Here is a 25,829-nt window from a genome sequence, read left to right as displayed (position 1 = left end):
GCGCGAGCCACATCAAGCTGGTGAGAACGACTGGAACTCGATCTTGCGTCGATATCTCCCGTTGCCACGAAGGGAGGATCCGGCGAGCGTTCTGGGTGCTTATTCCGGCCAGTTGAGGCTGAGCACCACGAGCCATGACGCGAGCGCGCCCAGCCACAAGATGGCGAGATAGGCCAGCCAGCGCGTTCTGTTCGATGCGCGAGCCGCACGAAGCCGCAGATCGACGACGCCGGCGATCAGAAAACTGAAGGACCAGAGGATCGCAACGCCGACCAGAACTGGCCACACCCAGGGGCCTCGCCACGTCGACAGTGGGGGATAGACCTGGGTGAGCACCGGCGAGACCACGCCGTACAGAGCGAGGCTGATATAGCCCAGGCTCAAGAAACTCAGCGCGAAGGCTGCGACGAAACCGAATAGCGAAGCCTTCATCGCCCAGAGACCGGCGAGAAACGCTCTCAAGCCAGGGCTCCGAGACGCGCGAGAATGGCGCTAATCAAGGTTCGGAATCGCGTCGCAGACGGCTGCGATACACTCGCCAGTGACACGAAGGCCACTCATCACGACGCCCCCGAGTTCAACGATCTGGCCCAGACTATCGAGCTGGGTGGCGGTGTCGCCGATCGTTTCGATGGTGGAGGGCTGGGCTGCGGCGTCCTTGGCGCGCTCGACCTCTTCGGCATTCGATCGCGCGATGATGTCTGTCAGATCAGGCTCCATGACATATCCGTCCCGTCGCTGAGTCAGGCAGCAGAGCGGAGCCGGTCGGCGTGGTCATTTTGTGACCTTGCAAAGGCGGCTCGATGGGACGCCCGGCCTCGACCTGTCTGATCGAGCCGTTTCGACATCGCGCCACAAGCTGACCCGCGGCGGTCGCCCCGGCCATCGTGCCGTCAGGACAGGTCGGACCCAATCGCTGACGAATGCGTTGCCTCGGATGAACGCTGTTCAGTCTGACGGCTGCTCCGCGGTTGCGCCCAGCCAGAAGGACATGCCGGTGACCTTGCACTTCGTTCGTCATGGCGAAGGCCCCCGCCTCCTTCTGGTCCATGGCCTGGGTGGAACATGGCGGTCCTGGAGAACGATCCTCCCCGCGCTGTCGAAGGTGCGCGAGGTAACCGCGATCGATCTGCCCGGGCATGGCCAAACGCCGGCGGCGGCTGACAGCGGCAGCTTCGCTGGCCTTGCCGACAGCGTGGAGCAATTCATCCGCGAGCAGGGGCTGGACGGCATCGACATCGTCGGCAGTTCGCTTGGAGCGCGGATCGTCCTGGAGATGGCGCGCCGCGGCAAGGTCGGAGCGACTGTCGCTCTGGACCCTGGCGGTTTCTGGCGAGGCTGGGAGCGCACCTACTTCCAAACGACGCTCGCGGCGTCGATCCGTCTTCTCCGAGGACTGCGTCCGGCACTGCCTTGGCTATCGCGGTCGGCCGTGATGCGCAGCGCGCTTCTGGCGCAGCTCTCGGCAAGACCATGGCGCCTCGACGGGGAGGTCGTTGCGGCTGAACTGCAAGATTTCGCCAGTACGAAAACCTTCGATGCTCTCGTGCGCGATCTTGCGACAGGCCCCGAGCAAACAGGTCCCGCGGCCGATCCCACCCGTCCTCTCGTCATCGGCTGGGGCCGCCAGGACCGGCTGTGCCTGCCGCGACAGGCCGCTCGCGCTCAAGCGGCCTTCCCATCCGCCACGCTGCACTGGTTCTCCCAGTGCGGCCACTTCCCGATGTGGGACCGCACGGACGAGACGGTGCAACTCATCATCGACACGACGGGCGCTGGCTCGCTGCAGGGCTCGTCGACAAAGAGATCAGCTCTTTCATAAGACCGGAAGGCGCTTTCGGCCGAAGTCTGCGGCGACGCGGCGCCACATGCGGTCATCGGCTTGCTACCGCAAACGGACCTTCAGCCATCCGATCTCCATGGCGCCTGAGCCGTCACTCTCAGTCTCTTGCACGCCTCAGGTCTTCAATTCGCAGGGAAAGCTCGTGACGGGATGCGAGAGCCGGCTGCCGGGGATCGCGGGGCAGGGCTGCCCAATGTCGCCAGCCAGTCATGTGCATCCGCTATCCGGATCCGCTGCAGGCGGTGCAGCACGTCATGGTCGAAGTGCTCGGCGCGACAGCGGGAGCGTGCGTCGGCGCAGATGCGATCGAACAGATGGACCGTGACAAACGTATCGGCGCTCGCCCTGTGAAGGCGACCCGGTGACGCAATGCCCATCTCGGATATCAGACCACCCAGTCGATAGCTTCTCCGGCCCGGAAACATGCGGCGAGCCAGGAGCAGGGTGCATAAGGCGCGAACAGGCTGCCCCTGGAGAAACTCGCTCGCCTCGTGTTCGTAAAACCGCCGATCGAAGCCTGCGTTGTGACAGACGATCGGCGATGACCCGATGAACGATGACAGCTGACGCATCGCGACCGCCGATGTCGGTGCACCGTTGAGCATGGCGGTCGTGATGCCGGTGATCTGGGTGATCTCTGCCGGGACGCGGATGCCTGGATCGACGAAGGTCAGCAGTTCATGGCCCGCGCGGCCATCCACCACTTCGCGGGCTGACACCTCAATCACCCGCGCGCCCATCGCGGGGCTGAGCCCCGTCGTCTCGAAATCGAGCACGACAAAGCGACCGCTGGGGATGCTGTTCAAGGTCGCATGTTCCTGCCGAGCTCATCGATTCGACGCCAAGATATCATCCAGCGAGGGCAGGCAGCGCTGAATTCTCCTTCGCGCTGTCGCCTCAGATCAGAACGCGTTCATGGCGCCGGCTCCCGTCATGCGCTTGCCGGCCTGGCTAAGGCTTGAGCTGCGAGGCGTTCCTTGAAGGCGGCCGCACTGATCGGTCTGCCGAACATCCAGCCTTGGGCGTAGCCGGCTCCCGAACCACGGAACCAGTCGGCCTGCTCGACCTCCTCGACACCTTCAACGATGACTTCGAGCCCCAGAGTGCGCGCGATGTCCAGGATCTGAGGAACGACAGTGATCCGTGTCGTATCGCCCCCTACCGTCTGCGTGAAGCTGCGATCGATCTTGAGGGCGTCGACCTGCAACTCGTTGAGATAGCTCAGACTGGAGTATCCGGTTCCGAAGTCGTCAATGTGGATCCGGTGCCCCCTGCGACGGAGCCGTCGGATACCGTCGGTGACGACGTCGCGCGCTTCCGTAGAATGCTCGGTCAGCTCGAGTGATATCTGCTTGGTGTCGAGGCTCCAGCGTTCGATCTCCTTTGCGAGCGTCTCGAAGAACGCATCATCGGCGAGATCCTGAACCGAGATGTTGAGGCTGATGCCGAGCAGGCTTTTGTCCTTCAAGCAGGATGCAAAGTCGGCGAACGCCTGGGCGATGACGAAATCCGTGATCGCGCGGATTTCCCCGATCCGTTCGGCGACGGGAATGAACACGGCGGGGGGGATCGCACGGCCCGTCTGGTCGCGCCACCGGATCAGCGCTTCGGCGCCGACGATACGCCCATCGGCCAAGGCGACGATCGGCTGATACTCGAGCATCAAGGCGCGCCGCGACACCGCATCCCGGAGCCTTGCATCGATCGAGTTTCGACGTGCCCACATCACCAGCGTCAGTGCACTTCCGGCAATGCCGGCCAGGAGGCCAAGAAGACCGCATACGCCGAGCAGGAGCGCATGCTGATGGAACAGATCGGGTTTGCGCAGCGCAGTGGTGACACATAATGCGCGGTCTCGCGCGCAAAGCCGGTAGTAGAGCGTGCCATCCCGGGCAAACGGTCCTTGCATGACTGTGTCGTCTTCGACAGGCAGGATCGCCCGGCCGTAGAGCCTGACATAGCGGCCGGTCTCCGAAAGATATCCGGCCGAATAGTCCATCCCGATAAGGGGTTCGTCGATGAACGTAGCCGGATCGAGAACGACGTTTGTCGCACCCTTCTCGAGGATGGGTGCTCGGCTTTCTCGGGCGACCAGCACAGGCTCGGCAGGAGACACCCCAAGGCCATCCTTTGTGCGTGCCTGAGGCACGGGGACGAGCGGTGGCGCCGCGATCATTTGGAGGCTGCCCGTGCAGACCAGGCGTCGCTCCTTCAGGCGGCCGACATCCTTGATGTAGCGGGTGCGATAGACAGCCTCGCGCAGGTGGTCGAGTTCTTCGGCCGAGCAGAACCGTTCGGGCTGGCGATTGAAGGTGTCGAGTGTGCTCTGGACTTCCCGGTCGAGAGCTTCGAACCGGGTCAAGATCAGCCCGGCCACGGAGCCCAACCGATCCTGCGCCAGCACTTGGATCGTCATCCAGGCAGCAAGGACTGCCGCAGCAGCGCATGCCGCGCTCAGCACCGCGGCGACGGCCAGGCCCAGTACCCGTTGCCGCGGCGAATCGGGAGAGGTCTGACCGATCATGACGAGCCAGCGCCGGTCAGGGCATGACGATCGACCGGCCTGTCAGGCATGGCGCGGCGTCGATGCGATACGTCCGAGCGCAGCGGATGGTCGGCTCCCGATGGCCGGGGCTCAGCTCCAGCGAACGCTAAGCGGAGGGCGTCATCGGACCTGCGAGGCGAGGAAGAGGCCTCCGCATCGACGAGAGGCGCGTCTGAAATGGTGCAGGGAAGGCAGACAGTCATCGGCGCAGCGGATCACAAGCGGCAGTGCTCAACGCTGCTGGTTTCGGGGCCGGGCGACGCAACCGTTCAAAGGCCGATCCCACGCGGTGAACTGTGCGAACGATGACCTCATAGGGGGCGGCGATGTTCAACACGGCTGGCGCGACTCAGACAACATTCGCCGCGACTTTACCGCCAAGTTGAAGCGGATCGGCGGCCTCGTTCCGCTTGGTCATCGTCGGCCCTCAAGAGGCAGACACGATCCTGACGTTAGTGGAGGACTTGGTCAATTGCATGGGCTCGCCTACGGGCCACAATCATCGCCGCGGGTGCCAACTCGGCTATTCCTGCGCGGGACGAAGTCCATTCGGTTGGCATTGGGCTCTATCTACACCGCCTCCGGCACCCGACGATCGTTACCGATGAGTTTCTCCAAGGCACCTGCTAGCGCCTCGAAGCTGTACGGCTTCTTCAGTATCAGGGAATTGCGATAGGGCTCCAACATCCCGTCTGCGCTGTATCCGGTCGAAAACATGAATGGCACGGCCTGTTCGGCGAGGGCGTCCGCGACTGGATAGCTCCTGTCGCCATTGAGGTTCAGATCCAGCATGGCCAGATCGAACGTCTCGGTTTCGATCAGGAGAAGGGCCTGCTTGACGGTCGCAGCAACGCTGATGGATTGGCAGCCAATCTCCTCCAGCATGCTCTCGATCATCATCAGCAACATCATCTCGTCCTCGACAACGAGCATCCGCAAGCCGGTTAAAATGCGATCTGTCATGGCGTAGCCGTGGTCCTCCATCCGACCGCCGTACCGCAGATGGAGGTGCTGACGGCGACGCTACTCGCGGGGCTTGTCTGCGCTGGAATGTTCACGATGGCGAGCATGCCATCAGCCGCGCTCGTTTTTTCCGGACTTATCCTCGGCGCCCGTATCGTCCATATCCTGCTCTCACCGACCGATTACATCCTTGAAAACCTCGTTTTCCAAGGGATCTATGGCACGGTCATGCTGGTTTCGTTGCGCAATATGGCTCAGCTTTTCGTTGATCGCGTCTGTGCCGTCATCAGCGCGCAGGAACTCAGCCTCAATGCTGGCACGCATGCGCTGAACGAAGAGGCGCGGAGAGAGGATGTCGAGCGGCAAGCCGAGGCCTTTCGACATGAGATCGGAGCGATACTTCAGCCCGTCTTCCAGTCCGTTGGTCATATGAATGCGGCTGCTGAACAATTGGCGGCGCCTCCATCGAGATCAAGACGGTGGGACGGCTCATCGGTAATGCCGTGCCCGTCGAGCTGGCACGCGCGATCGCCCGGCGCGTTCGTTCTCACCTCGACGAGTTCTCGGCATGAAGGTGGTGAGAAGGCTCAGGTCCGCGAAATGAGCTCGACGACCACCAAAGAGCCGAAGGCCGCCATCGGCGAGTTCGACGAAGAGCTGAGTGCGGCTGAGAACGAGATCGCCGCGTTCAAGGCGGATTCCGCCCTTCTGCGCGAGCTCGGGGAGCGGCTCGTCGGCAAGCCGTACATCGCGCTGGCGGAGCTAATCAAGAACTCCTACGACGCCGACGCGACCCGTTGCGTCATCGAGATCACGGATGACCGGATCGTCGTTTCCGACGACGGCCATGGCATGAGCCGGAACGAGTTCCTCGGCTACTGGATGACCGTCGGCACGCGGCATAAGCAGAGCGCGGAGCGGAGCCGCAAGCTGGGCCGCCGCGTCACGGGCTCGAAGGGAGTCGGCCGTCTGGCGGCCCAGTTCCTCGCCGAGAAGATGCAGTTGGTCACCACGGCCGACGGCTCTGACAATCGTCTGCACGCCTTCGTCAATTGGGAAAGCGCGATTGAGCAGGGCAGCCTGACCGAAGCGACGGCGGACTACCGGGTCGAGCCGTCCGATCGATTGATCTATCCGAGGGTATCGAAGCACGGGACGATCGTCATCCTTGAAGGCCTCAAACAGGTTTGGGACGAAGACGAGATCAAGGAACTTGGGCGCCAGATCTGGATGCTGAATTCACCGTTTTACCTTTTTGGCGTCAATCGGCGCCGTAGGGGTGACGCGAACGATTTCCACGTTCAGTTCAAGACCGACCTGCCCGGCATCGACGAGGCGTTCGAACAGCAACTCACGCAGGCATTGGACAACTACCAAGCGGTGATCCGCGGCCGTATCGAGCGAGACGGCGCTTCTGTATCGTCGCACGTCACGGTCGAGTTCGACGGCGGCGATACGTACTCCGAGATCTTTCCCGTCACCGGCGAGCTCCGAGAGGCCAATTGGGAAATCCGCGTGTTCAATCTGGCGGGGAGACAGGCCGGAGGCGTCTCCGTACAGGACATGCGTCATTACTTCGAGAAGTACGGCGGCGTCACAGTCTACGACAAGGGGTTTCGTCTTCCCTATTACGGCGCAGAGAACGACTGGCTGGGTCTTGAGTACGACCACTCGCACCGTAAGAACCGGTCAAAGCTACTTCCCGATCATCTCCACGTCACGCGAGCGCTGAACGATCTGCCGACCCAAGGGCGGATATTCGGCGTCGTCAACGTGAACACATCACGCGAGGGACGCCTCGCGGCCGGCGATCGCAAGAGTTCCGGCAATTACCTGAAAATCCAGGTCTCGCGGGATCGGCTCGTCGCCAACAACGCGTTCGAGACGCTTCAACGGAGCGTCCGCCAATCCTTGGATTACTACGCCGCCTTGAAGCGGCGACTCACGGCGGAGGCGATCGACGTCGTCCGGCCGTCGGAGCGCCCGGAATCCAAGCTGCGTCGTTTGCGCCGTTTAGTCGATGACGCGATCGCGGCGCACCCTGAAGACGAGACGATCGAGGTCATTGGCTCCGAACTCGACGACGTCGAGGATAGCCTTGAACGGGTTCGGGAAAGCGACGAGGCGTCGCGCGCGTTCCTCGGCCCCCTCGCTTCCGCCGGCATGGCGGCGTTGGCCATTGAGCACGAGACGCGCAAGGACGTCCGAGATGCGCGAGCGAAACTCCAAAAGCTGGCGGCGATCGCGAATGCACATTCCATCCCGGAACTGAAGGAGACGTCGGACGCCCTGGTGGCTTGGTTGAACCGCTTCGAGGCGACGAGGAATCTGTTCCTGCCGCTCATTGAGGCCGACGACCGAGACAGCATTGAGCCGATGGAATGCGAGGCCGTGGCTCGCTCCGCGGTCTCCAACCTGAAGCCGCTGTTGGGCAAGGTCGTCGTCGAGTTCGCCATGCGACGGGGCTTGCAGTTTCCCCCGGCTGCCTTCGCTGAGTGGAATGCGATCTTCCAAAACGTGCTGCTGAACGCGGCCAACGCGACGCTGGACGAGGAAGCGCCTCGGATACGGATTTCCTCCGGCATTCGAAATCGACATGGCTTCGTTTGCGTATCCGATAACGGCGTAGGTATCGGCGAGGGCGCCGACGAGATGTTCAAGCCCTTCGTTCGCCGATCGTCGATCTCGGACGAGCGCCGCGAACTCGGCATGGGCGGGACCGGCCTCGGTCTTACGATCGTCGAGATGATCGCGTCGAACCGGAATTGCGAAGTCGCCTTCGTGCCGCCGGAGGGGAGGGAGTGGAGCACGACCTTCGAGTTGAGTTGGCGAGCGGAGCAATAGGATGAAGATCAGGGTTTGCGACGACTCCGAGGACCTGTCGGCGATCTGCGTCGAGAAAATCCGCGCCGTGGTTCCCGGCGCCGACGTGAAGCGCATGGACAACGCGATCGCGGAGGTGTCGAAGTTGCTCAAGCGGAAGGCCGCCGCCGAACTCGACCAGGATCCTCCCGCGGGGAGCACCGAGTTCGACCAAGTCGACGTCCTGGTCATCGACTTCGACCTGTTGCACCTGGACCACGACGGCAGCCGTACCACCGGCGAGGGCGTCGCGCGATTGGCTCGGGGCTACTCGGACTGCGGCGTCGTCGTGGTCATGAACCAGTTCAAGGTGGCCGATTTTGATCTTGGCATGCGAGGGCATCTCGAAAGCCACGCCGATCTGAATATCTCCGCCGATCGGGTGGGTGAACGAGCCCTGTGGGAAGAACTGCAACCCCAGGAGGGGACATTCGATCCGACAACCTGGACCCCGGTGCCGACTTTGCTGGCGGCGGCGAAGAGGCTCGCCGCCAATTTCCGCGACGGTACGATGGCTGCGCACATCATGCCTCTTCTCGGTCTCACGGCCGAAGCCTTGGGAGAGATATCCGACACCGCTTTCGGCTTTCTCAGTCAGAACGCCGAGACGGTCGAGGATCTCACGGCACTGACCGTAGAGGACTTCCTGAAGGAGAAGTTCGACGAAAAGGCCTTGGCCAATCTCGAACGTCACTCCCCGCACTACCTGTTCCGGTTCGCGGCCTTTCGGCTCATCAAGTGGATGGAGCGTGCGGTGCTGCGTCCGATGAACGTGCTTATCGACACGTCTCATCTGATCGATAGGATGCCTTTCATCATCGCCGACGAGCGGGCGATGGGCGACGCCGTGCATTGGGTCGCCGCAGCGGCCGATCCCCAGCGCCTGCTGCGTTGGGAGCTACTCGAAAAGTACCACAACGCCGTCGCGAGCGAGGTCATCGGTCGAGACGTCTTCGACTGGCATCGCATGATCGGCGACGAGACGTTCGACACCCTCCAGGACGAATTCATCGAGAAGGGAGCTGAGCGCTTCTATCTCGCGGAGGACACCTCCAGGTTCGTCGCCGCCAACCGCCTCGTTCGCTTCCGAGCCGATTTCCACAATTTCGGCGACCGCCGCGCGATCGAGAATCTGGAGCACCTCGTGTCTTACGGCCCGAAGCGGCGCCTCCAGTTCGGCTGACGCCAATGCCCATGTCCAACGAGCAGAAGCTGCACTTCGATGCGGTGCACCTGATCCTAACGGGCCTCTTCACCGAGGCACGTGAGGCCTACCGCAACGAACTCCGGGCCGACAGGCAGTTGCTCCAGAACCGGGCCGCGGCGGGTTTCGCCGTCGTGGAGGAGCACGACCTGATCAAGATCAAGCGGAAGGCATCGGGCAAGCTTCCGGATAGGAAGTTTCTATACGTCAGCTCGCCCAAGCATACGCTCGATCCAATAACCGGCATCTGGCTCAGGTGGGACTTTGAGCAGACGCCGTACGAGTTCAGGTTATTCCTCGGCCACTGGTCGAAGGTGGAACAGGACCGAAGTTTCGTCGCGTTCAGGTTCGATGCGCCGGAGGTGGGAGAGGATCACAACTTCTTCCATTGCCAACCCTGCCGCAATTTCGGCGACCGCGATCCGATGCCCAAGGCCGCTCTCGTTTCCGAGCATTTTCCGACGGTGCCCCTGCGCGCTTCCGACATCGTCGAGATGACGATCTGCGCAGTGAAGGCCCTCAAGGGGCAGAAGAACGCCAAGTCCTTCCTTAGCGGCCTGATCCGAGATTCGGGTTCGGCGAGCAATCGAGCGCTCGGCGACGCGTATGTGCGGCACTTTAACATCAAGCCGGCCGTAGTGTTCGCCGCCGAGCATAAAGAGTAGCTATTCATCCGCCTCGCGATCAGCAGCGAAGCCCCTCCTATGGGCAAAGCTCACTCGGGATTGCGCGGCCGGCGTCGACGGAGGGGCTCGGTGATGTTGCGTCGAGCGACGCTGGCGATCTGCTTCGCCGGGCCACTAGTCTAAAGCGAACCCGAGGTCATCCGGCATGGTCACGAACCGGACGCCGCGCCTCAACTCAGCGCGTGTGTAGGCGATCGTGCTTGTGTGAGGCGGCGTCAAGCGCCTCAGGAGCCGACATTTCACTACAGAACGGCTAGCGCCCGCTTTCGGCAGGTTGCCAAGGTCGGCTTGTGGCGCTGCGTTGGCAGGCTCGGCATAGAAACCAAGGCTTGCTTGCCATGCGGATCATACCATTGTGGCAATGCGCCTGGCAGGACGACACTCCGCCTCACGCACTCCTCGTCGACCAGCACGGATCATACTCTGAAATCCAAAGCCCGGCCCTCAAGAGCACAACTCGCGGCGAGGCGTCTGAGTGCCTCGCCGCCAGATCTCGGCCGCTACCTTTTGCGGTCCAGTCCGATCGCCTCGACTAGGCATCAGAGACAGACCGAACTGGTCGATATCAGCGCAGGGAAACTCGCTAACTTGTTGTTTCCTACGCGATATCAACGAAGTCATCAGTTGCGCGCTGACAATCCATTAGGGGTTCCGCATCAACAAGAAGAGGCCCGTGAGCCTCAGGAGCATCCGGTCGTCGAGCCACACGTGTTGCACTTCAGGCAGGTTCCGTTGCGGACCAGCGTGAAGTTGCCACATTCGCCGCAGCTGTCGCCGACATAGCCCTTCATGATCGCCTCGGCCCGGCGCTCTGACGCCGAGGGCTGAGCGGCCGGTGCGGAGAAGCCGAGCTTGGCCATCTCGGCCTCGCCGAAGCTCTCCGGCTCCTCCTTCAGCGCGGTCGCGCCCGCCGTGGCGAAGGCCGTGACGTTCGAGCCGCTCCGCGCCACCGTGTCGGTTCCGGTCGCGAGACCGGCGCCGCCCGGGATGCTGTGGAAGTTGATCGGCTTGCCACGGCGGAAGCCGGTGGAGGCGAGGGGGCTCGAGGTGATCGGCGTCGTCGTCTGCGGTGCCTTGTCCTGGCCGACGCCGCCGCCGATCACGTCATGACCGATCTCGCTGGGGTCGATATGGGCGAGGTCGTGCCGGCCGAGATAGGAGATCGCCAGCTCGCGGAAGACGTAGTCGAGGATCGAGGTCGCGTTCTTGATCGACTGGTTGCCCTGCACGAAGCCCGACGGCTCGAAGCGCGTGAAGGTGAAGGCCTCGACATACTCCTCCAGCGGCACGCCGTATTGCAGGCCGAGCGAGACCGCGATGGCGAAGTTGTTCATCATCGCGCGGAAGGCGGCGCCTTCCTTGTGCATGTCGATGAAGATCTCGCCGAGGCGCCCATCGGCATATTCGCCGGTGTGGACATAGACCTTGTGGCCGCCGACGACCGCCTTCTGGATGTAGCCGGTGCGGCGGGCGGGCATCTTCTCACGCTCGCGCACCACCTTCTCGACGATGCGCTCGACGATCTTCTCCGCGACCTGGGTGGCGCGGGCCGTCATCGGCTGCTGGTAATGCGCCTCGACCGCGTCGTCCTCGTCCTCCTCGTCGCTGATCAGCGCCGAGTTCAGCGGCTGCGAGAGCTTGGAGCCGTCGCGGTAGAGGGCGTTGGCCTTCAGCGCCAGCTTCCAGGACAGCATGTAGGCGCTCTTGCAGTCCTCGACGGTGGCGTCGTTGGGCATGTTGATCGTCTTGGAGATCGCACCCGAGATGAAGGGCTGGGCGGCCGCCATCATGCGGATATGGCTCTCGACCGAAAGATAGCGCTTGCCGATGCGCCCGCAGGGGTTGGCGCAATCGAAGACGTTGTAATGCTCGGTCTTGAGATGCGGCGCGCCTTCCAGCGTCATCGCCCCGCAGACATGGACATTGGCGGCCTCGATCTCGGCCTTGGAGAACCCAAGAAACGGCAGCACCTCGAAAGCGGGATCATTGAGCTTCTCGGCCGGGACCTTGAGCGTGCCGGTGAGGAAATCCTCGCCCAGCGTCCACTTGTTGAAGACGAACTTGATGTCGAAGGCGGCCTTCAGGTCCTTCTCGATCGCGTCGATCTTGTCCTGGGTGAAGCCCTTGGCCCGCAGCGAGCCGTGGTTCACGCCCGGCGCCTGCGCCAGCGAGCCATGGCCGACCGCATAGGCCTCGATCTCGGCGATCTCGCTCTCGCGATAGCCCAGCGCCCGCAGCGCATCGGGCGCCGCCGCGTTGATGATCTTGAAATAGCCGCCGCCGGCCAGCTTCTTGAACTTCACCAGGGCGAAATCGGGCTCGATGCCGGTGGTGTCGCAGTCCATCACGAGGCCGATCGTGCCGGTCGGCGCGATCACGGTCGCCTGGGCGTTGCGGTAGCCATGCTTCTCGCCGAGCGCCAGGGCGTTGTCCCAGGCGATGCGGGCGCGCTCCGACATCAGCGTCGAGGAGCCGCCGAGGCGGGCCAGCGTGCCGTGGTCGAGCGGAACCGGCGTGACCTCGAGGCCCTCATAGCCGCTCGCCATGCCGTGGGCCGCGGTGCGGTGGTTGCGGATGACGCGCAGCATGTGCTGGGCGTTCTTCTTGTAGCCCGGGAAGGGACCGAGCTCGCGCGCCATCTCAGCCGAGGTCGCATAGGAGACGCCGGTCATGATCGCGGTCAGCGCGCCGGCCAGCGCACGGCCCTCGTCGCTGTCGTAGCCGAGGCCCATGGTCATCAGCAGGCCGCCGATATTGGCGTAGCCGAGGCCGAGCGTGCGGTACTCGTAGGAGAGCTCCGCGATCTCCTTCGACGGGAACTGCGCCATCGTCACCGAGATCTCGAGCACGACGGTCCAGAGCCGGCAGAGATGCTCATAGGCCGCGACGTCGAACTCCTTGCTCTGCCGATCGTAGAACTGCAGCAGATTGGCCGAGGCGAGATTGCAGGCGGTGTCGTCGAGGAACATGTACTCCGAGCAGGGATTGGACGCGCGGATGCGGCCCGATGCCTTGCAGGTGTGCCAGTCGTTCATCGTCGTGTTGAAGTGCAGGCCGGGATCGGCGCTGGCCCAGGCGGCGTAGCCGATCTTCTCCCACAGATCGCGGGCCTTGAGCGTCTTGGTCACCTTGCCGGTGGTGCGCCCCGTCAGGTTCCAGTCGCCGTCGTTCTCGACCGCGCGCAGGAAGTCGTCGGTCAGCGAGACCGAGTTGTTCGAGTTCTGGCCGGAGACGGTGAGATAGGCCTCCGAATCCCAGTCCGTGTCGTAGATATCGAACTGGATGTCCTTGTAGCCCTGCTTGGCGAACTGGATGACGCGCTTGATGTAGTTGTCCGGCACCAGCGCCTTGCGGGCGAGCTTGATCTCGCGCTTCAGCGCGGGGTTCTTCTCGGCGTCGAAGCAGGAATCGCCTTCGCCCTCGCAGTTCACGCAGGCCTTGAGCACGGCCTTCATGTGCTTCTGGACGGTCTTGGAGCCGGTGACGAGGGCGGCGACCTTCTGCTCCTCCTTCACCTTCCAGTCGATATAGGTCTCGATGTCGGGATGGTCGACATCGACCACGACCATCTTGGCGGCGCGGCGCGTCGTGCCGCCCGACTTGATCGCACCCGCCGCGCGGTCGCCGATCTTGAGGAAGGACATCAGGCCCGAGGAGCGGCCGCCGCCGGCGAGCTTCTCGCCTTCGCCGCGCAGCATCGAGAAGTTCGAGCCGGTGCCCGAGCCGTATTTGAACAGACGCGCCTCACGGACCCAGAGGTCCATGATGCCGCCCTCGTTGACGAGGTCGTCCTGCACGCCCTGGATAAAGCAGGCATGCGGCTGGGGATGCTCGTAGCTCGACTTCGACTTGGTCAGCTTGCCGGTCTTGTAGTCGACGTAGAAATGGCCCTGGCTCGGCCCGTCGATGCCATAGGCCCAGTGCAGGCCGGTGTTGAACCATTGCGGCGAGTTCGGCGCGACGCGCTGCGTCGCGAGCATGAAGCGCAACTCGTCATGGAAGGCGGCGGCATCCTCCTCCGAGGTAAAATAGCCGCCCTTCCAGCCCCAATAGGTCCAGCAGCCGGCGAGCCGGTCGAACACCTGCTTGGAGGAGATCTCCGAGCCGTTGCGCTCGCCTTCGGGCAGGGCGGCCAGCGCCGCCTCGTCGGCGACCGAGCGCCAGAGGAAGGAGGGGACGTCGTTCTCCTCGACCTTCTTCAGCCGCGCCGGCACGCCGGCCTTGCGGAAATACTTCTGCGCGAGCACGTCGCTGGCGACCTGCGACCAGGCCTCGGGCACCTCGATGCCTTCGAGACGGAACACGATCGAGCCGTCGGGGTTGCGGATCTCGCTGACGGCGGATCGGAACGGAATGGCGGCGTAAGGCGACTGTCCGGCGGAGGTGTAGCGGCGCTCGATGCGCATGATCCGTCATTCCCTGATGCTTGCCGCGGGCGGGTCACGCCTCGCGCGGCCGGTTGATCACCGGCTCCTGATGTCAGCCCAACTCGGTTTTGATGCCCCGTGGACGTCGTGGCGTTGTGTCCCGCCTCGCTCGTCCGGTTGCGGCCAGACAGGCCGCGCGCGCCCTCGGCGCCACCGTCGCCGGTGTGCCGCGAAAACCGCCTCGACCCCTCTGGAAACTCATGGCGCGGGTATCGAAAGGCGTCTCCGCCGGCCGTCACGCGACTGTCAAAACCTAGTCCCGGATGGACCGTTCCGTCAAGGATTAGTGCCGCGCAATCCCTGTGGGCACGACATGTGGTGGGCGGATGTGGGTTGTGGGGATAAGTTTCAAGGCGTCCGCTAAGCCCAAGGAATCGCGAGGGGATTTCGTCAGTGCTGCGAGATTGCCACAATCTCCAGCCGAATAAATCCGTCAAATGCCACCGATCGTGATTAACCAATGGTTGCCGGGCGCAGCTTTCGACCCAGGCCGAAGGCGCCGTCTGCACAGCAGCGATCAAGTGCTTGAAACCATGCGGAGTTGGATCGACCGGAGGCGGTACAGGGACGTCTTCGAAACGGGACCGAATCGTGCCGATTTGGTTTCGATGATCGGTCCAATATACGCTCTGGCACCAATACTAGTTTAGCGAGTGCCTGCCATGATAGCGAGCCTATCAGCCTTTGGGTGCCCGGATGTTTCGGATTGTCTATGTCGCATTGCCCCTGGTTCTCTCGGGTTGTCTCCCGGGGGAGCCTTTGTCCCCCGACTATGCGGGGACGTGGGTCACCATTTGGGACAGCTGCCAGAAAGGCGGCAAGATCGAGCTGTCGACTCATAGAATCACTGTCAGCGGCGGCGAGCTTCCTATCGCGCTCACTCTTTTTTCGATTCAAAAGGCCGACGTTTCCGGGCCTGTAGCGCATTTGACGATGCAGCTTGAGCCGTCACCTGATGGGGCACACCCTGCAGCGTGGGGGCGTCAAGCGCCGAGCGCGTCGGCTCCCAAGAAAGAAATTCGTGTGACGTTGACCGCTAAGAATGGGCGGATAGCGCCGTCTAACGTGAGAGTCCGTGATCTCGGCACCGGACAAGTCGTCAGTCTGAGCAAAGAGGAAGAACTCGCCACCACGCTTCTCAAGCTTCAGCGCTGCTCAGGATAACGCGGCATGGCAGGCACCATGCCACCCGGCAAGGCGCGGCAGAGACGCGTGAAGGGTGCCTTCCGCAGACCTGTTCTATTGGCTCTCTGCGCCTCCATCGGCGCTTGTTCACCCGATGGCCAGCCGCCATCACCAGAGCTTGCCGGGTGGTGGCGTCCGGAACACACGGCGCGATCCTGTACGCGCTCCGCGATCCGCTTCGACAGGACGGGTGTGCAGGTTCGCCAGGACGGACGCCTCATCAAGGTACTCGATTTTGTCGCGGTGACAGTCGGGACCGGATTCGTGCGAGTGCAGATGCGTGCAACCGATGAAAGCGCAATCAGAACGGCTCTATTCGACGGAAACGCATGGCTGGCTGCCGAGTTTGTCAACCGAACGATCTCGCTGGCTCTGACACGCTCTGGTGAGCGTCTGGTACCGGTCGATCCGTTGATCCACCAAGATGGAGTGCCCGGGCTGCGCGCACCCCGCGCCGGGGAGGGTCGGTCGATTACCCGCATCTTCACCATGAACCCTTGCGAGGAATGAGGCTGGCTCCTTCGGAGGCCGACAGGTCGGCAGGGGGCTTCTGACTGGACAGCGTGGCATGGCGGCGCCATAAGTCGCGCGAGCTCGCCCGACGCGGATGACAGCTATGAAGCAGACCTTGCTGCAGATTTTCACCTGGTGGAACGGCCAGACCATCGGCACGCGCTTCCACACTTGGCGCTTCGGCGAGCGCGTCGGCGAGGACGAGTTCGGCAATGTCTATTACCGCACCAAGGGCGGCGTGAAGGACAAGGCGCTGGGCTATCAGCGCCGCTGGGTGGTCTATAGCGGCGAGGCCGAGGCCTCGAAGGTTCCTCCGGGCTGGAAGGGCTGGCTGCAGCACACGGTCGACGTCGCCCCGTCCGAGGAGCGCTACGAGCCGCGCGAGTGGCAGCAGCCGCACCAGCAGAACTGGACCGGCACCGCGCTGGCCTATCGTCCCAAGGGCTCGATCCTCGGCGAAGGCGAGCGCCCGGCCGCGACCGGCGACTACGAGCCCTGGACCCCGGGGCGCTGACGCGCGAGACGGCCCGGCCGCCCGCCCTTTTTCCGCTGCGATCGGCGTGTTACTGCGCCCCGACGCGGCCCGCCCGCGCCGCCGCGGAGATTCGCCAAACCGCCATGCCGTCGTCCTCCCGCCTTCCGGCCCTGGCTGGCCTGGTTTCGACCGCGCTGCTGTCGCTCGCCCTGACCGGCCCGGCCGCGGCCGACCGCATCCGCAACCCGACCGCCGTCTTCGCCGGGCTCGACAAGATCACCGGCCGCATCATTTCCTTCGAGGTCGCCGTCGATGAGACCGTGCAGTTCGGCGCGCTGCAGCTGACGCCGCGTATCTGCTGGACGCGCCCCCCGACCGAAGCCCCGCAGACGACCAGCTTCACCGAGGTCGACGAAGTCACCTTCAACAACGAGTACCGGCGCATCTTCACGGGCTGGATGTATGCCGCAAGCCCGGGCCTGCACGGCGTCGAGCACGCGATCTACGACGTCTGGCTGACCGACTGCAAAGGCGGCACCGAGCTCGTGGTCGATCCCAAGGAGCCGGAGGCGCCCGTTCCCGACGAGCCGCGCCGGCCGCGCAACCCCGCGCGCGACGTCAACCAGCAGCCCGGCCTGCCGCCACCGCCCGCGCCGGGTCAGCGCATCGACGTCGCACCGCCGCAGGGCGTGCCGGTGGCGCCCCGCCAGGCACCGAGCCAGCGCTTCTTCCCGACCAATCCCGTGCCCGGCCGCGACCCTTCCGGCAGCAACTGATGCTAGGTCAGACTGGCGACAGGCTGGCGACAGCCTGCTCACCTCTCACAATGTAGGCGGGCGACCAGACCGCAGCGTCCCCCGGGGCCGCCAGCGCCCGCTCGAGCAGCAGCCGATAGGCCGCCCGAGGCACCTCCTGCGTACCGAACTGGGCGAGATGCGCCGTCTGGAACTGGGCGTCGAGCAGGCGATAGCCGCCGAGCCGCAGCCGCGCGACGAGATGCACCAGCGCGACCTTGGACGCATCGGTCTCGCGATGGAACATGCTTTCCCCGAAAAAGGCGCCGCCCAGCGCGAGGCCGTAGAGCCCGCCGACGAGCCGACCATCGCGCCAGCACTCCACTGTGTGGACATGCCCGATCCGGTAGAGCACCCCGAAGATGTCGCGGATGCGCCGGTTGATCCAGGTGTCCGGCCGGTCCGGCCTCGCCTCGGCGCAGGCGGCGATCACGGCGTCGAAATCGCCGTCGACCCGGATCTCGAAACGCTCCGATCGCACCGTCCGCGCCAGCCGCGACGACAGGTGGAAGCTGTCGAGCGGAATGACCCCGCGCAATTCCGGCTCGACCCAGAACAGGTTCGGATCATCAGCCGTCTCCGCCATCGGGAAGATGCCGGCCGCATAGGCGCGCAGCATGATCTCCGGCGTGATCTCGGGCGTGCGCACGGGAATGGAGCGGGCCTTCATCGGGGCAGGGGAGCGCGGAGGCGGCGCGGAGTCAAACGAAGATCAAGCCCGTCATGGTCGGGGCTGCCCCGACCATCTGAGCTGGGACCATGCGCGCGTGTCGCGAAAGGGTCGGGGGCGAGCCCGACCCGGCTTCCAGGGCGTCAGACGCCCTCGTCCATGCCGCCGGCAGCGAGGAATTTCTCAAGCCAGTGGATGTTGTACTCGCCGTTCAGGATGTCGGGGTTGCGCACCAGCGTGCGGAACAGCGGCAGGGTCGTGTCGACGCCGTCGACGACGAACTCGTCCAGCGAACGGCGCAGCCGCATCAGGCATTCGGCCCGGTTGCGGCCATGCACGATCAGTTTGCCGACCAGCGAGTCGTAATGCGGCGGGATGACGTAGCCCTGATAGGCCGCCGAATCGACACGGACGCCGAGACCGCCCGGCGTGTGGAAGGAGACGATCTTGCCCGGCGAAGGCCGGAACGTGGCGTGATGCTCGGCATTCACGCGGCACTCGATGGCATGGCCCTCGATCACCACGTCCTTCTGCTGGATCGAGAGCGGCATGCCCGCCGCGATCCGGATCTGCTCGTTGACGAGGTCGATCCCGGTGATCATCTCGGTGACCGGATGCTCGACCTGGATGCGCGTGTTCATTTCGATGAAATAGAACTCGCCGTCCTCGTAGAGGAACTCGATGGTCCCAGCGCCGCGGTACTGCAGCTTGGACATCGCGGCCGCGCAGATCGCGCCGATCCGGTCGCGCTCGCCGGCGTTGAGGGCCGGCGAGGGGCCTTCCTCCCAGACCTTCTGGTGGCGGCGCTGCAGCGAGCAGTCGCGCTCGCCCAGATGGATCGCATGGCCCTTGCCGTCGCCCAGCACCTGGATCTCGATATGGCGCGGCTTCTCGAGGTACTTCTCGATATAGACCGCGTCGTCGCCGAAATTGGCCTTGGCCTCGGTGCGAGCGGTCGAGAGCGCGACGGACATCTCGTCCTCGCTGCGCACGACCTTCATGCCCTTGCCGCCGCCGCCTGACGCCGCTTTGATGATGATCGGGAACCCGATCTCGGCCGCGATCTTCAGCGCCTCGCCGTCGTCGGTGACGCCGCCCTCCGAGCCCGGCACGCAGGGGATACCGAGCGCCTTGGCCGTGCGCTTGGCCTCGATCTTGTCGCCCATCGAGCGGATATGCTCGGCCTTCGGGCCGATGAAGGTGATGTTGTGCCGCTCCAGAATCTCGGCGAAGCGCGCATTCTCGGAGAGAAAGCCGTAGCCGGGATGCACGGCGTCCGCGCCGGTGATCTCGCAGGCTGCGATCAGCGCGGGAATGTTGAGATAGCTCTCGCGGGCGCTCGGCGGGCCGATGCAGACGCTCTCATCGGCAAGGCGCACATGCATGGCATTGGCGTCGGCCGTCGAATGGACGGCGACCGTGGCGATGCCGAGTTCCTTCGCCGCGCGCAGCACGCGCAGTGCGATTTCTCCGCGGTTGGCGATCAGGATCTTGTCGAACATCTTGCGTTCGCCGTTCGCCGGGCCGCTCACTCGATCACCAGAAGCGGCTCGCCATATTCGACGGGCTGCCCATCCTCGACCATGATCGCGACGACCGTTCCGGCGCGGGGCGCGACGATGTCGTTGAAGGTCTTCATCGCCTCGACCAGCAGCACGCGCTCGCCCGCCTTCACGACCGAGCCGATCTCGACGAAGGGCTTGGCGTCGGGCGAGGGCCGGCGATAGGCGGTGCCGACCATCGGCGAGGGCACGGCACCGGGATGCGCAGCGGCGGCCTTGGCCTCGGAGGGAGCAGCGGCAACGGCAGCAACGGCCGGGGCTGCGGCAACCAGCGGCGCGGCCGCTGGCACCTGGACGGTGGCAGTGATCGTGCGTGCGACGCGCACCCGCAGATCGCCCTTTTCGACCTCGATCTCGCTGAGATCGGTCTCGTTCAGCAGTTGCGCGAGTTCGCGGACCAGTTCGGGGTCGATCGGGCTCTTGGTCGCCATGGCGGTTTCACCGTCTTCGTGGTCTTGGATCGGGCGCGGACGCCCGCAGGGATGGGATTGCGGTCAGGCCGCCGGCTTGGAGGCGCGCTTCTGCAGAAGCGGCACGATCGCGTCGAAAGCAAGATCGTAGCTCGCGACGCCGAAGCCGCAGATCACGCCGACGCAGACCGGCGCCATATAGGAATGGTGCCGGAACTCCTCGCGGGCGTGGACATTCGAAACGTGAACCTCGATCGCCAGCGCATCCGTACCCTTGATCGCGTCGCGCAGCGCGACCGAGGTATGGGTGTAGGCGCCGGCATTGATGACGACGCCCGCACCCGCCAGCCCGGCCTGCTGGATGAAGGTGACGAGTTCGCCTTCGTAATTGGTCTGCCTGAACACGAGCTCGACGCCGGCCGCCTCCGCCTTGGCCCTCAGCCGTTCCTCGACGCCGGCCAGCGTCACCGCGCCATAGGTGGCGGGTTCGCGGGTGCCGAGGAGGTTGAGATTGGGACCGTTGAGAACGTGGACGGCGACCATGGCGCGGGTGTTTCCGGCGCCGCCCGAGGGCAGCGGACGCCGCCCTCATAGACGCTGCGGGCCGGCAGGGGAAGCCTGCCGGAGCGTCAGGCGCACAGGCCGTTCAGCCGCTGCAGCTCGTCTTGCCGCATTTGCGGACGGCTTCGATCTTCTGCTTGAGGGCCGGCGCGCCGACGGCACCGAAGACGACCTCGTCGCCGAGAATGAAGGCCGGGGTGCCGGTAAGCCCGAGGCGGTCGCCCAGAGCCACCGTATCCTCGATCACACCCTTGGTCTGCGCGGACTCCATGTCCTTCTTCAGCCGCTCGACATCGGCTCCGGCTTCCTTGGCAACCTCGAGCGCCTTGGCAGCGTTGATCCGCCCCTTGCTGGCCATCAGCTTGTTGTGGAAATCGAAGTACTTCTGCCCCTGGAGCTGAGCCATCGCCGCCACCGCGACGCGGCTCGCCTCGACCGAATCGGGCCCCAGGATCGGGAAGTCCTTGATCACGACCTTCAGCTTCGGATCCTCCTTGACGAGGGCCCGGACGTCCTCGACCGCCCTTTTGCAGAAGCCGCAGTTGTAATCCATAAACTCGACGATGGTGACGTCGCCCTGCGGGTTGCCGACGATCGCCGAGGTCGCGGGATCGAGCAGCCGCGCCTTCTCGGCTGTCACGGCGCTGCGCTGCGCATCGGCCTGCGCGACGGCATTGCGCCGCTCCAATTCGATCATCGCCTCCTGGATGATCTCCGGATTCTGCAGCAGCGTGTCGCGAATCAGGCCGACGATCGCCTTGCGCTGTTCGGCGGTGAGACCGGACGAGGGCGTGGCGGTCTGCGCAAGGGCCGGCACCGAGGCTGCCAGGCCGAAGCCGAGGGCGAGTGCCGGCAGAAGGCCGGCGAGACGCCGGAGCGGGGTGGGGAGGGCCATCGGATCGTCCTTCTCGGTTCCGGTGCGGGACCGGCTCTGATGTCGAACCGCTTCTCCGCTCTCGCGACGCAGGCGTCAATTCACAGCTTTGCCACCGGTTGCGGGGCGCGGACGGCTCGGCTACGCCCGCTCGCAGGCCAACCCGCCCGGGACGAGACGATGCCAGACACCGCCACGCCATCCGCCTCCGCCCCGCAGGAGACGCTGCAGCCGGCGGCCCGCGCCGCGCGCGTCCAGCCCTTCATCGTCATGGACGTGATGAACCAGGCGGCGGCGATCGAGCGCGGCGGCGGCTCGGTCGTCCATATGGAGGTCGGCCAGCCCTCCGCGCCGACGCCGGCCTCGATCCGCGCCGCCGCGGCGCGTGCGCTCGATGATGGCCGCATCGGGTACACCCAGGCGCTGGGCACGGATTCACTGAGGGCCCGCATCGCCCGACATTACGCCGATGCCTATGGCGTCGATGTGGCGGCCGAGCGCGTCGTGGTCACGACGGGATCCTCGGGCGGCTTCATCCTGGCCTTTCTCGCCTGCTTCCAGCCGGGCGCGCGCGTCGCCATCACGGCGCCGGGCTATCCGGCCTATCGTAACATCCTGATCGCGCTCGGTCTCGAGCCGGTGGCGATCGAGGTCGGGCCCGAGACCCGCTTCGCCCTGACGCCGGAGCTGATCGCCCGCGCCCATCGCGAGAAGCCGCTCGCCGGCGTGCTGACGATGAGCCCGGCCAATCCGACCGGCGTCGTGATGACGCCCGACGCCATCGCCGCCGTGGCCGCGGAATGCCGCCGGCTCGGCCTCTGGTACATTTCGGACGAGATCTATCACGGGCTGACCTACGAACAGCCGGCGACGACGGCGCTCGCCGCCGATCCCGACGCGATCATCGTCAACTCGTTTTCGAAGTATTACTGCATGACGGGGTGGCGCGTCGGCTGGCTGGTCGTACCGCAGCGGCTCGTGCGCACGATCGAACGGCTGCAGCAGAACCTGTCGATCTCGGTGCCCTATCTGAGCCAGGTCGCGGGCGAAGCCGCTTTCGAGGCCACCGCCGAATGCGAGGCGATCAAGGCCGGCTATGCGCAAAACCGCGCCTATCTGCTCGAGGCGCTGCCCCGGATCGGGCTCGGCGACTTCCTGCCCGTGGACGGCGCCTTCTACATCTATTGCGACATCGGCCGATATTCGAACGATTCCATGAGCTTCTGCCGCGACGTTCTGAACGGCGCCGGGGTCGCGATCACGCCGGGGCTGGATTTCGACGAGGCTCGTGGCGCCCGCACGGTGCGGCTGTCCTTCGCCGGCTCGCTGGCCGAATGCCAGGAGGCCGTTGCACGGCTGGGCGACTGGATCGCGCGCCGCGCCTAGCCGGCGCTTGCCAAAGCCTCCACCGCGGCGCCAAATCGAGGGTGACGCTGGGGAGTGTGGCTTCATGGGTTCGGGATTCGTCTGCGGCCGGCTGATCGCGGCCTTGGGAGCGCTGGGCCTCGTCTTGGCGACGACGCCGTCGAGCCGGGCGCAGTCCCCCGCACAGCCGCCCGTGATCCTGACCCTGTCCGGCGAGGAAACACCCGAAACGGTCAGCCGCATGGTCGAGGCCCTGTCGCGCGAGGGGCGCCAGGTCGAGATCCGCATCGGTGGCGTTCCGGCCGCGGCGAAGCCAACGCCGACGGCGGCCAAACCGGCCCCGCAGCCCAAGGCCGACGCCTCCGCCAGCGCAGCGATCCCGGCCTCAACGGCCCAGGTCGAAGCCTTCGTCGATCATCTGGTCGAGGGGTTCGATTACGGCGCGGCGTCCGTCCCCCGCATCGGAGATCTGGCGCAGGACTGGGAGCGCGCCTGGCAGGACCGGCGCAACGGCCGGGACGGGCTTTCCGCCGGGCTGCGCATGGGCCTCATCTTGCTTCTGGCGCTTGCCGCGGCGGGGGTCTTCCGCATCGCCAGTGCCGGCTTCTTCGCGTCTCGGATGAGGCCGAAGGGTCCCGAATTCACGCCCCGCCTGATCGCCTCTTCCTGGGGCCTGCTGCAGGACCTCGCGACGATCGTGCTCGCCTTGCTGGTGGCGCGAATGGCGCGGAACGCCTGGCTGCCGGAGCCCGATATCGTCGCGGCCACCCTGACGACGACCGCCAACGGCGCTGCGATCGGCGCCGTCTATGTCGCCGTCGGCCGCTTCCTGCTCTCGCCCGGCGCCCCCGGGCGGCGGATCATGCCTCTGCCCCGTGCCGAGCGGCATTTCGGATTGCTGCTGTTCTATTCCGCCGTGACGCCCGCCATCATCGTCGCCCTGCTGCTGGCGGGGCGCATCGGCTCGGGGCCACAGCCATTGGCGGGCCTGCTGATGGTGACCGGCCTGGTGGCGCTGCTGTTCAAGCTCTGGTGGTTCCACGACATGCGCCGGGATCTCGCGGCTCTGATCCTGAAGGGCTCGCCCGAGCCCGGGCCCTGGCGACGCCTGATCGCGCTGTCGGCACCCTGGTTCTACATGGGAACCGCCCTGGCGCTCTGGGCCGTCGGCCGCGCGGCGGCGATGATGTCGGATGGCGGCCGCTGGGCGGAAGCCGCCGCGCTGACCCAGACGGCGATCGTGATCACCCCGATCCTCGCCGTCGGCATCGGCAGCTGGCTCGACTGCCGGGCCGCCCGCCGCGCAGTGGCGGAGGGCGCGACCCCGCTCTCGCAGGCGACTGGCGCTGCGCTGCGGGCGGCGGCAGTGGGCATTCTCTGGGCGGCGGGCTTCTTCGTCCTGGCGCGGCTCTGGGCCGGGCTTCTGGTCGGCATGAGCACGACGCAGTTCACCGGCGTGTCGCGGCAGGCAGCGGGCGTCGCCATCTTCGCCTTCGTCGGCTGGGTCGCGCTGGTCTTCCTGCGCGTCTTCTTCGACGCCTGCGCGCCGAAGCCCCGTGCCTCGGGACCGGTTGAGGAGGAGGATGGGCATGGCGACAGTGTCCCGTCCCGCCTTGCCACCGTGCTGCCGGTGTTGCGCGGCGTCGTGCTGGGCGCAGTGCTCGGTCTCACCATCCTGATCGTGCTGTCGCGCATGGGGGTCGACATCGGGCCGTTGCTGGCCGGCTTCGGCATCCTGGGCCTGGCCCTCTCCTTTGGCTCGCAGGCGCTCGTCCGCGACATCGTCTCCGGCGTCTTCTTCATGCTGGAGGACGCCTTCCGTGTCGGCGAATATGTCGACACCGGCCGGTTGAAGGGAACGGTCGAGAAGATCTCGCTGCGCTCGATGCAGCTGCGCCACCAGAGCGGGCAGATCCACACCATCCCCTTCGGCCAGATCCAGCAGCTGACCAATGCCAGCCGCGACTGGGCGACGATCAAGTTCAACGTCAGGCTCGATCACTCCGCCGACATCGAGCAGGCGCGCAAAACGATCAAGAAGGTCGGGCTGGCCCTGCTCGAGGACCCCGAATTCGGTCCCCACTTCATCGCCCAGCTGAAGATGCAGGGCGTCGCCGACATCACCGACAGCGCCGTCGTGATCCGGCTCAAATTCACGGCCAAGCCCGCCCAGGCCTCGACGCTTCAGCGTGAGGCGCTGAAGCGCGTCTACCGCGCCCTGAACGAAGCCAGGGTGCCCTTCGCCTCCAACCTGGTGACAGTGCGCGGCGGGGAGGGCGGGTCGACCTCGGGGGCCGCCGCGATCGCGGCGGTGCCACCGCCAAGCCCGCTGGCGCCGGCGGGTTAGCGAACTCTTCGTGTCAGCGGCTCCTTGGACAGCGCGGTCGATCGGAGGGCGCGCTACCAGTGCTTGCCCTTCTGGAAAAGCGAGATGGAGATATCGGCCAGAACCCAGAATAGGTCGGGGAGACTGCCCTGACCGAAACCGGAGAAAAGCAAAGCGAAGCCGCTGGTCGTGAGAATCGCACCTGCGATGGCAAAGAGCCGTGCTGTCGAGACGACTGACGCGATCTCAGTGCGGCGACGCGCACGTTCCGCCTGCGGCTGGCTGGATTCCGTGCGAAAATGCTGGGCGTAGGCCTCCGGTGTCGATTGCGTGCCGACGGGCCGATCGCCTTCCAGTTCCACCCTGATGGCGACGAACAGCACCAGAAGGCCGAGAAGCGCGACGCCAAGGCCTCCCAGCAATAGCCAGCCCAGCCAGGCAAGGCCGATGAGCGTTGCTGCGCCGAGAACGATCAGAACTTGTTTTTCGCGGTCGCGTGGCGGTGGCATCGGAAGCCCCACATGAGCAACACACTTCGCAAGAAAAGGGCCGCTGCGGTGTTCC

Annotated in this window: 21 protein-coding genes; 9 read left to right on the top strand and 12 right to left on the bottom strand. The window is 65.1% G+C overall.

Annotated elements, in window-relative coordinates; genetic code table 11:
• Positions 1–99: 99 nt before the first annotated feature.
• Together ABIE41_RS16265 and ABIE41_RS16260 are read right to left on the bottom strand one after the other, a co-directional pair.
• Entirely contained in the window at positions 100–462 is a 363-nt protein-coding gene (locus ABIE41_RS16265) for a hypothetical protein (protein WP_192641359.1), read from the bottom strand.
• Between the two features lie 30 nt (positions 463–492).
• Positions 493–720 (bottom strand): hypothetical protein, encoded by a 228-nt coding sequence (locus ABIE41_RS16260; protein ID WP_192641358.1) that lies wholly within the window; start codon positions 718–720, stop codon positions 493–495.
• A 277-nt stretch (positions 721–997) separates the two neighbouring features.
• Between ABIE41_RS16260 and ABIE41_RS16255 the strand changes: the two genes are divergently transcribed.
• On the top strand, positions 998–1,822 hold the full coding sequence (locus tag ABIE41_RS16255) for an alpha/beta fold hydrolase (RefSeq protein WP_354192517.1): 825 nt from the start codon (positions 998–1,000) through the stop codon (positions 1,820–1,822).
• A 143-nt stretch (positions 1,823–1,965) separates the two neighbouring features.
• Here the strand turns inward: ABIE41_RS16255 and ABIE41_RS16250 are convergent, their stop codons facing one another.
• From ABIE41_RS16250 to ABIE41_RS16240, 3 genes are all read right to left on the bottom strand, one after another.
• Positions 1,966–2,649, bottom strand: coding sequence for a 3'-5' exonuclease (locus ABIE41_RS16250; protein ID WP_192641357.1), 684 nt, complete (start codon positions 2,647–2,649; stop codon positions 1,966–1,968).
• Between the two features lie 125 nt (positions 2,650–2,774).
• Positions 2,775–4,367 (bottom strand): EAL domain-containing protein, encoded by a 1,593-nt coding sequence (locus ABIE41_RS16245; RefSeq protein WP_192641356.1) that lies wholly within the window; start codon positions 4,365–4,367, stop codon positions 2,775–2,777.
• 591 nt (positions 4,368–4,958) lie between these two features.
• Positions 4,959–5,351 (bottom strand): response regulator, encoded by a 393-nt coding sequence (locus ABIE41_RS16240; protein ID WP_192641355.1) that lies wholly within the window; start codon positions 5,349–5,351, stop codon positions 4,959–4,961.
• 39 nt (positions 5,352–5,390) lie between these two features.
• Between ABIE41_RS16240 and ABIE41_RS16235 the strand changes: the two genes are divergently transcribed.
• Genes ABIE41_RS16235 through ABIE41_RS16225 form a run of 3 tightly spaced genes read left to right on the top strand, consistent with a single transcriptional unit; the run spans position 5,391 to position 10,082 of the window.
• Complete coding sequence (locus ABIE41_RS16235; protein ID WP_192641354.1) at positions 5,391–8,195, top strand: ATP-binding protein; 2,805 nt, start codon at positions 5,391–5,393, stop codon at positions 8,193–8,195.
• Position 8,196: 1 nt separating this feature from the next.
• Positions 8,197–9,396, top strand: coding sequence for a hypothetical protein (locus ABIE41_RS16230; protein ID WP_192641353.1), 1,200 nt, complete (start codon positions 8,197–8,199; stop codon positions 9,394–9,396).
• A gap of 11 nt (positions 9,397–9,407) precedes the next feature.
• A complete protein-coding gene (locus tag ABIE41_RS16225; RefSeq protein ID WP_192641352.1) occupies positions 9,408–10,082 on the top strand; it encodes a hypothetical protein in 675 nt (224 codons plus the stop codon).
• Between the two features lie 701 nt (positions 10,083–10,783).
• On the opposite strand, the gene ABIE41_RS16220 is transcribed toward ABIE41_RS16225, so the two are convergent.
• Positions 10,784–14,509, bottom strand: a complete 3,726-nt coding sequence (locus ABIE41_RS16220; protein ID WP_192641351.1) for a vitamin B12-dependent ribonucleotide reductase — start codon at positions 14,507–14,509, stop codon at positions 10,784–10,786.
• A gap of 1,191 nt (positions 14,510–15,700) precedes the next feature.
• On the opposite strand from ABIE41_RS16220, the gene ABIE41_RS16215 reads away from it, so the two are divergent.
• The 3 genes from ABIE41_RS16215 (at position 15,701) to ABIE41_RS16205 (ending at position 17,479) form a co-directional block, all read left to right on the top strand.
• Complete coding sequence (locus ABIE41_RS16215; RefSeq protein ID WP_192641350.1) at positions 15,701–16,225, top strand: hypothetical protein; 525 nt, start codon at positions 15,701–15,703, stop codon at positions 16,223–16,225.
• A gap of 106 nt (positions 16,226–16,331) precedes the next feature.
• Positions 16,332–16,742, top strand: a complete 411-nt coding sequence (locus tag ABIE41_RS16210; protein WP_192641349.1) for an NADH:ubiquinone oxidoreductase subunit NDUFA12 — start codon at positions 16,332–16,334, stop codon at positions 16,740–16,742.
• A gap of 104 nt (positions 16,743–16,846) precedes the next feature.
• Complete coding sequence (locus tag ABIE41_RS16205) at positions 16,847–17,479, top strand: DUF2155 domain-containing protein (RefSeq protein ID WP_192641348.1); 633 nt, start codon at positions 16,847–16,849, stop codon at positions 17,477–17,479.
• Positions 17,480–17,486: 7 nt separating this feature from the next.
• Here the strand turns inward: ABIE41_RS16205 and aat are convergent, their stop codons facing one another.
• From aat to ABIE41_RS16180, 5 genes are all read right to left on the bottom strand, one after another.
• A complete protein-coding gene (aat, locus tag ABIE41_RS16200; protein ID WP_192641347.1) occupies positions 17,487–18,167 on the bottom strand; it encodes a leucyl/phenylalanyl-tRNA--protein transferase in 681 nt (226 codons plus the stop codon).
• A 143-nt stretch (positions 18,168–18,310) separates the two neighbouring features.
• Positions 18,311–19,669, bottom strand: a complete 1,359-nt coding sequence (gene accC / locus ABIE41_RS16195) for an acetyl-CoA carboxylase biotin carboxylase subunit (RefSeq protein ID WP_192641346.1) — start codon at positions 19,667–19,669, stop codon at positions 18,311–18,313.
• A gap of 26 nt (positions 19,670–19,695) precedes the next feature.
• A complete protein-coding gene (accB, locus tag ABIE41_RS16190) occupies positions 19,696–20,160 on the bottom strand; it encodes an acetyl-CoA carboxylase biotin carboxyl carrier protein (RefSeq protein WP_192641345.1) in 465 nt (154 codons plus the stop codon).
• A gap of 63 nt (positions 20,161–20,223) precedes the next feature.
• Positions 20,224–20,682 carry a type II 3-dehydroquinate dehydratase gene (gene aroQ, locus ABIE41_RS16185; protein WP_192641344.1) on the bottom strand — a complete coding sequence of 153 codons (459 nt, stop codon included), beginning with the start codon at positions 20,680–20,682 and terminating at the stop codon, positions 20,224–20,226.
• Between the two features lie 103 nt (positions 20,683–20,785).
• Positions 20,786–21,595 (bottom strand): DsbA family protein, encoded by an 810-nt coding sequence (locus ABIE41_RS16180; RefSeq protein WP_192641343.1) that lies wholly within the window; start codon positions 21,593–21,595, stop codon positions 20,786–20,788.
• A gap of 159 nt (positions 21,596–21,754) precedes the next feature.
• Between ABIE41_RS16180 and ABIE41_RS16175 the strand changes: the two genes are divergently transcribed.
• Together ABIE41_RS16175 and ABIE41_RS16170 are read left to right on the top strand one after the other, a co-directional pair.
• Positions 21,755–22,960: a pyridoxal phosphate-dependent aminotransferase gene (locus ABIE41_RS16175; RefSeq protein ID WP_192641342.1), complete on the top strand. Its 1,206-nt coding sequence runs from the start codon at positions 21,755–21,757 to the stop codon at positions 22,958–22,960.
• Between the two features lie 64 nt (positions 22,961–23,024).
• The gene (locus ABIE41_RS16170; RefSeq protein ID WP_192641341.1) at positions 23,025–25,286 is read left to right on the top strand and encodes a mechanosensitive ion channel domain-containing protein; all 2,262 of its coding nucleotides are present in this window, start codon (positions 23,025–23,027) and stop codon (positions 25,284–25,286) included.
• A gap of 53 nt (positions 25,287–25,339) precedes the next feature.
• Here ABIE41_RS16170 and ABIE41_RS16165 read toward each other — a convergent pair whose 3' ends face one another.
• A complete protein-coding gene (locus ABIE41_RS16165) occupies positions 25,340–25,774 on the bottom strand; it encodes a hypothetical protein (protein WP_192641340.1) in 435 nt (144 codons plus the stop codon).
• Positions 25,775–25,829: the final 55 nt, after the last annotated feature.

Origin of the sequence: Bosea sp. OAE506 (genome assembly GCF_040546595.1) — a bacterium.
Taxonomy (GTDB): Bacteria; Pseudomonadota; Alphaproteobacteria; order Rhizobiales; family Beijerinckiaceae; genus Allobosea.
This window is presented reverse-complemented; position numbering and strand designations above follow the sequence as displayed.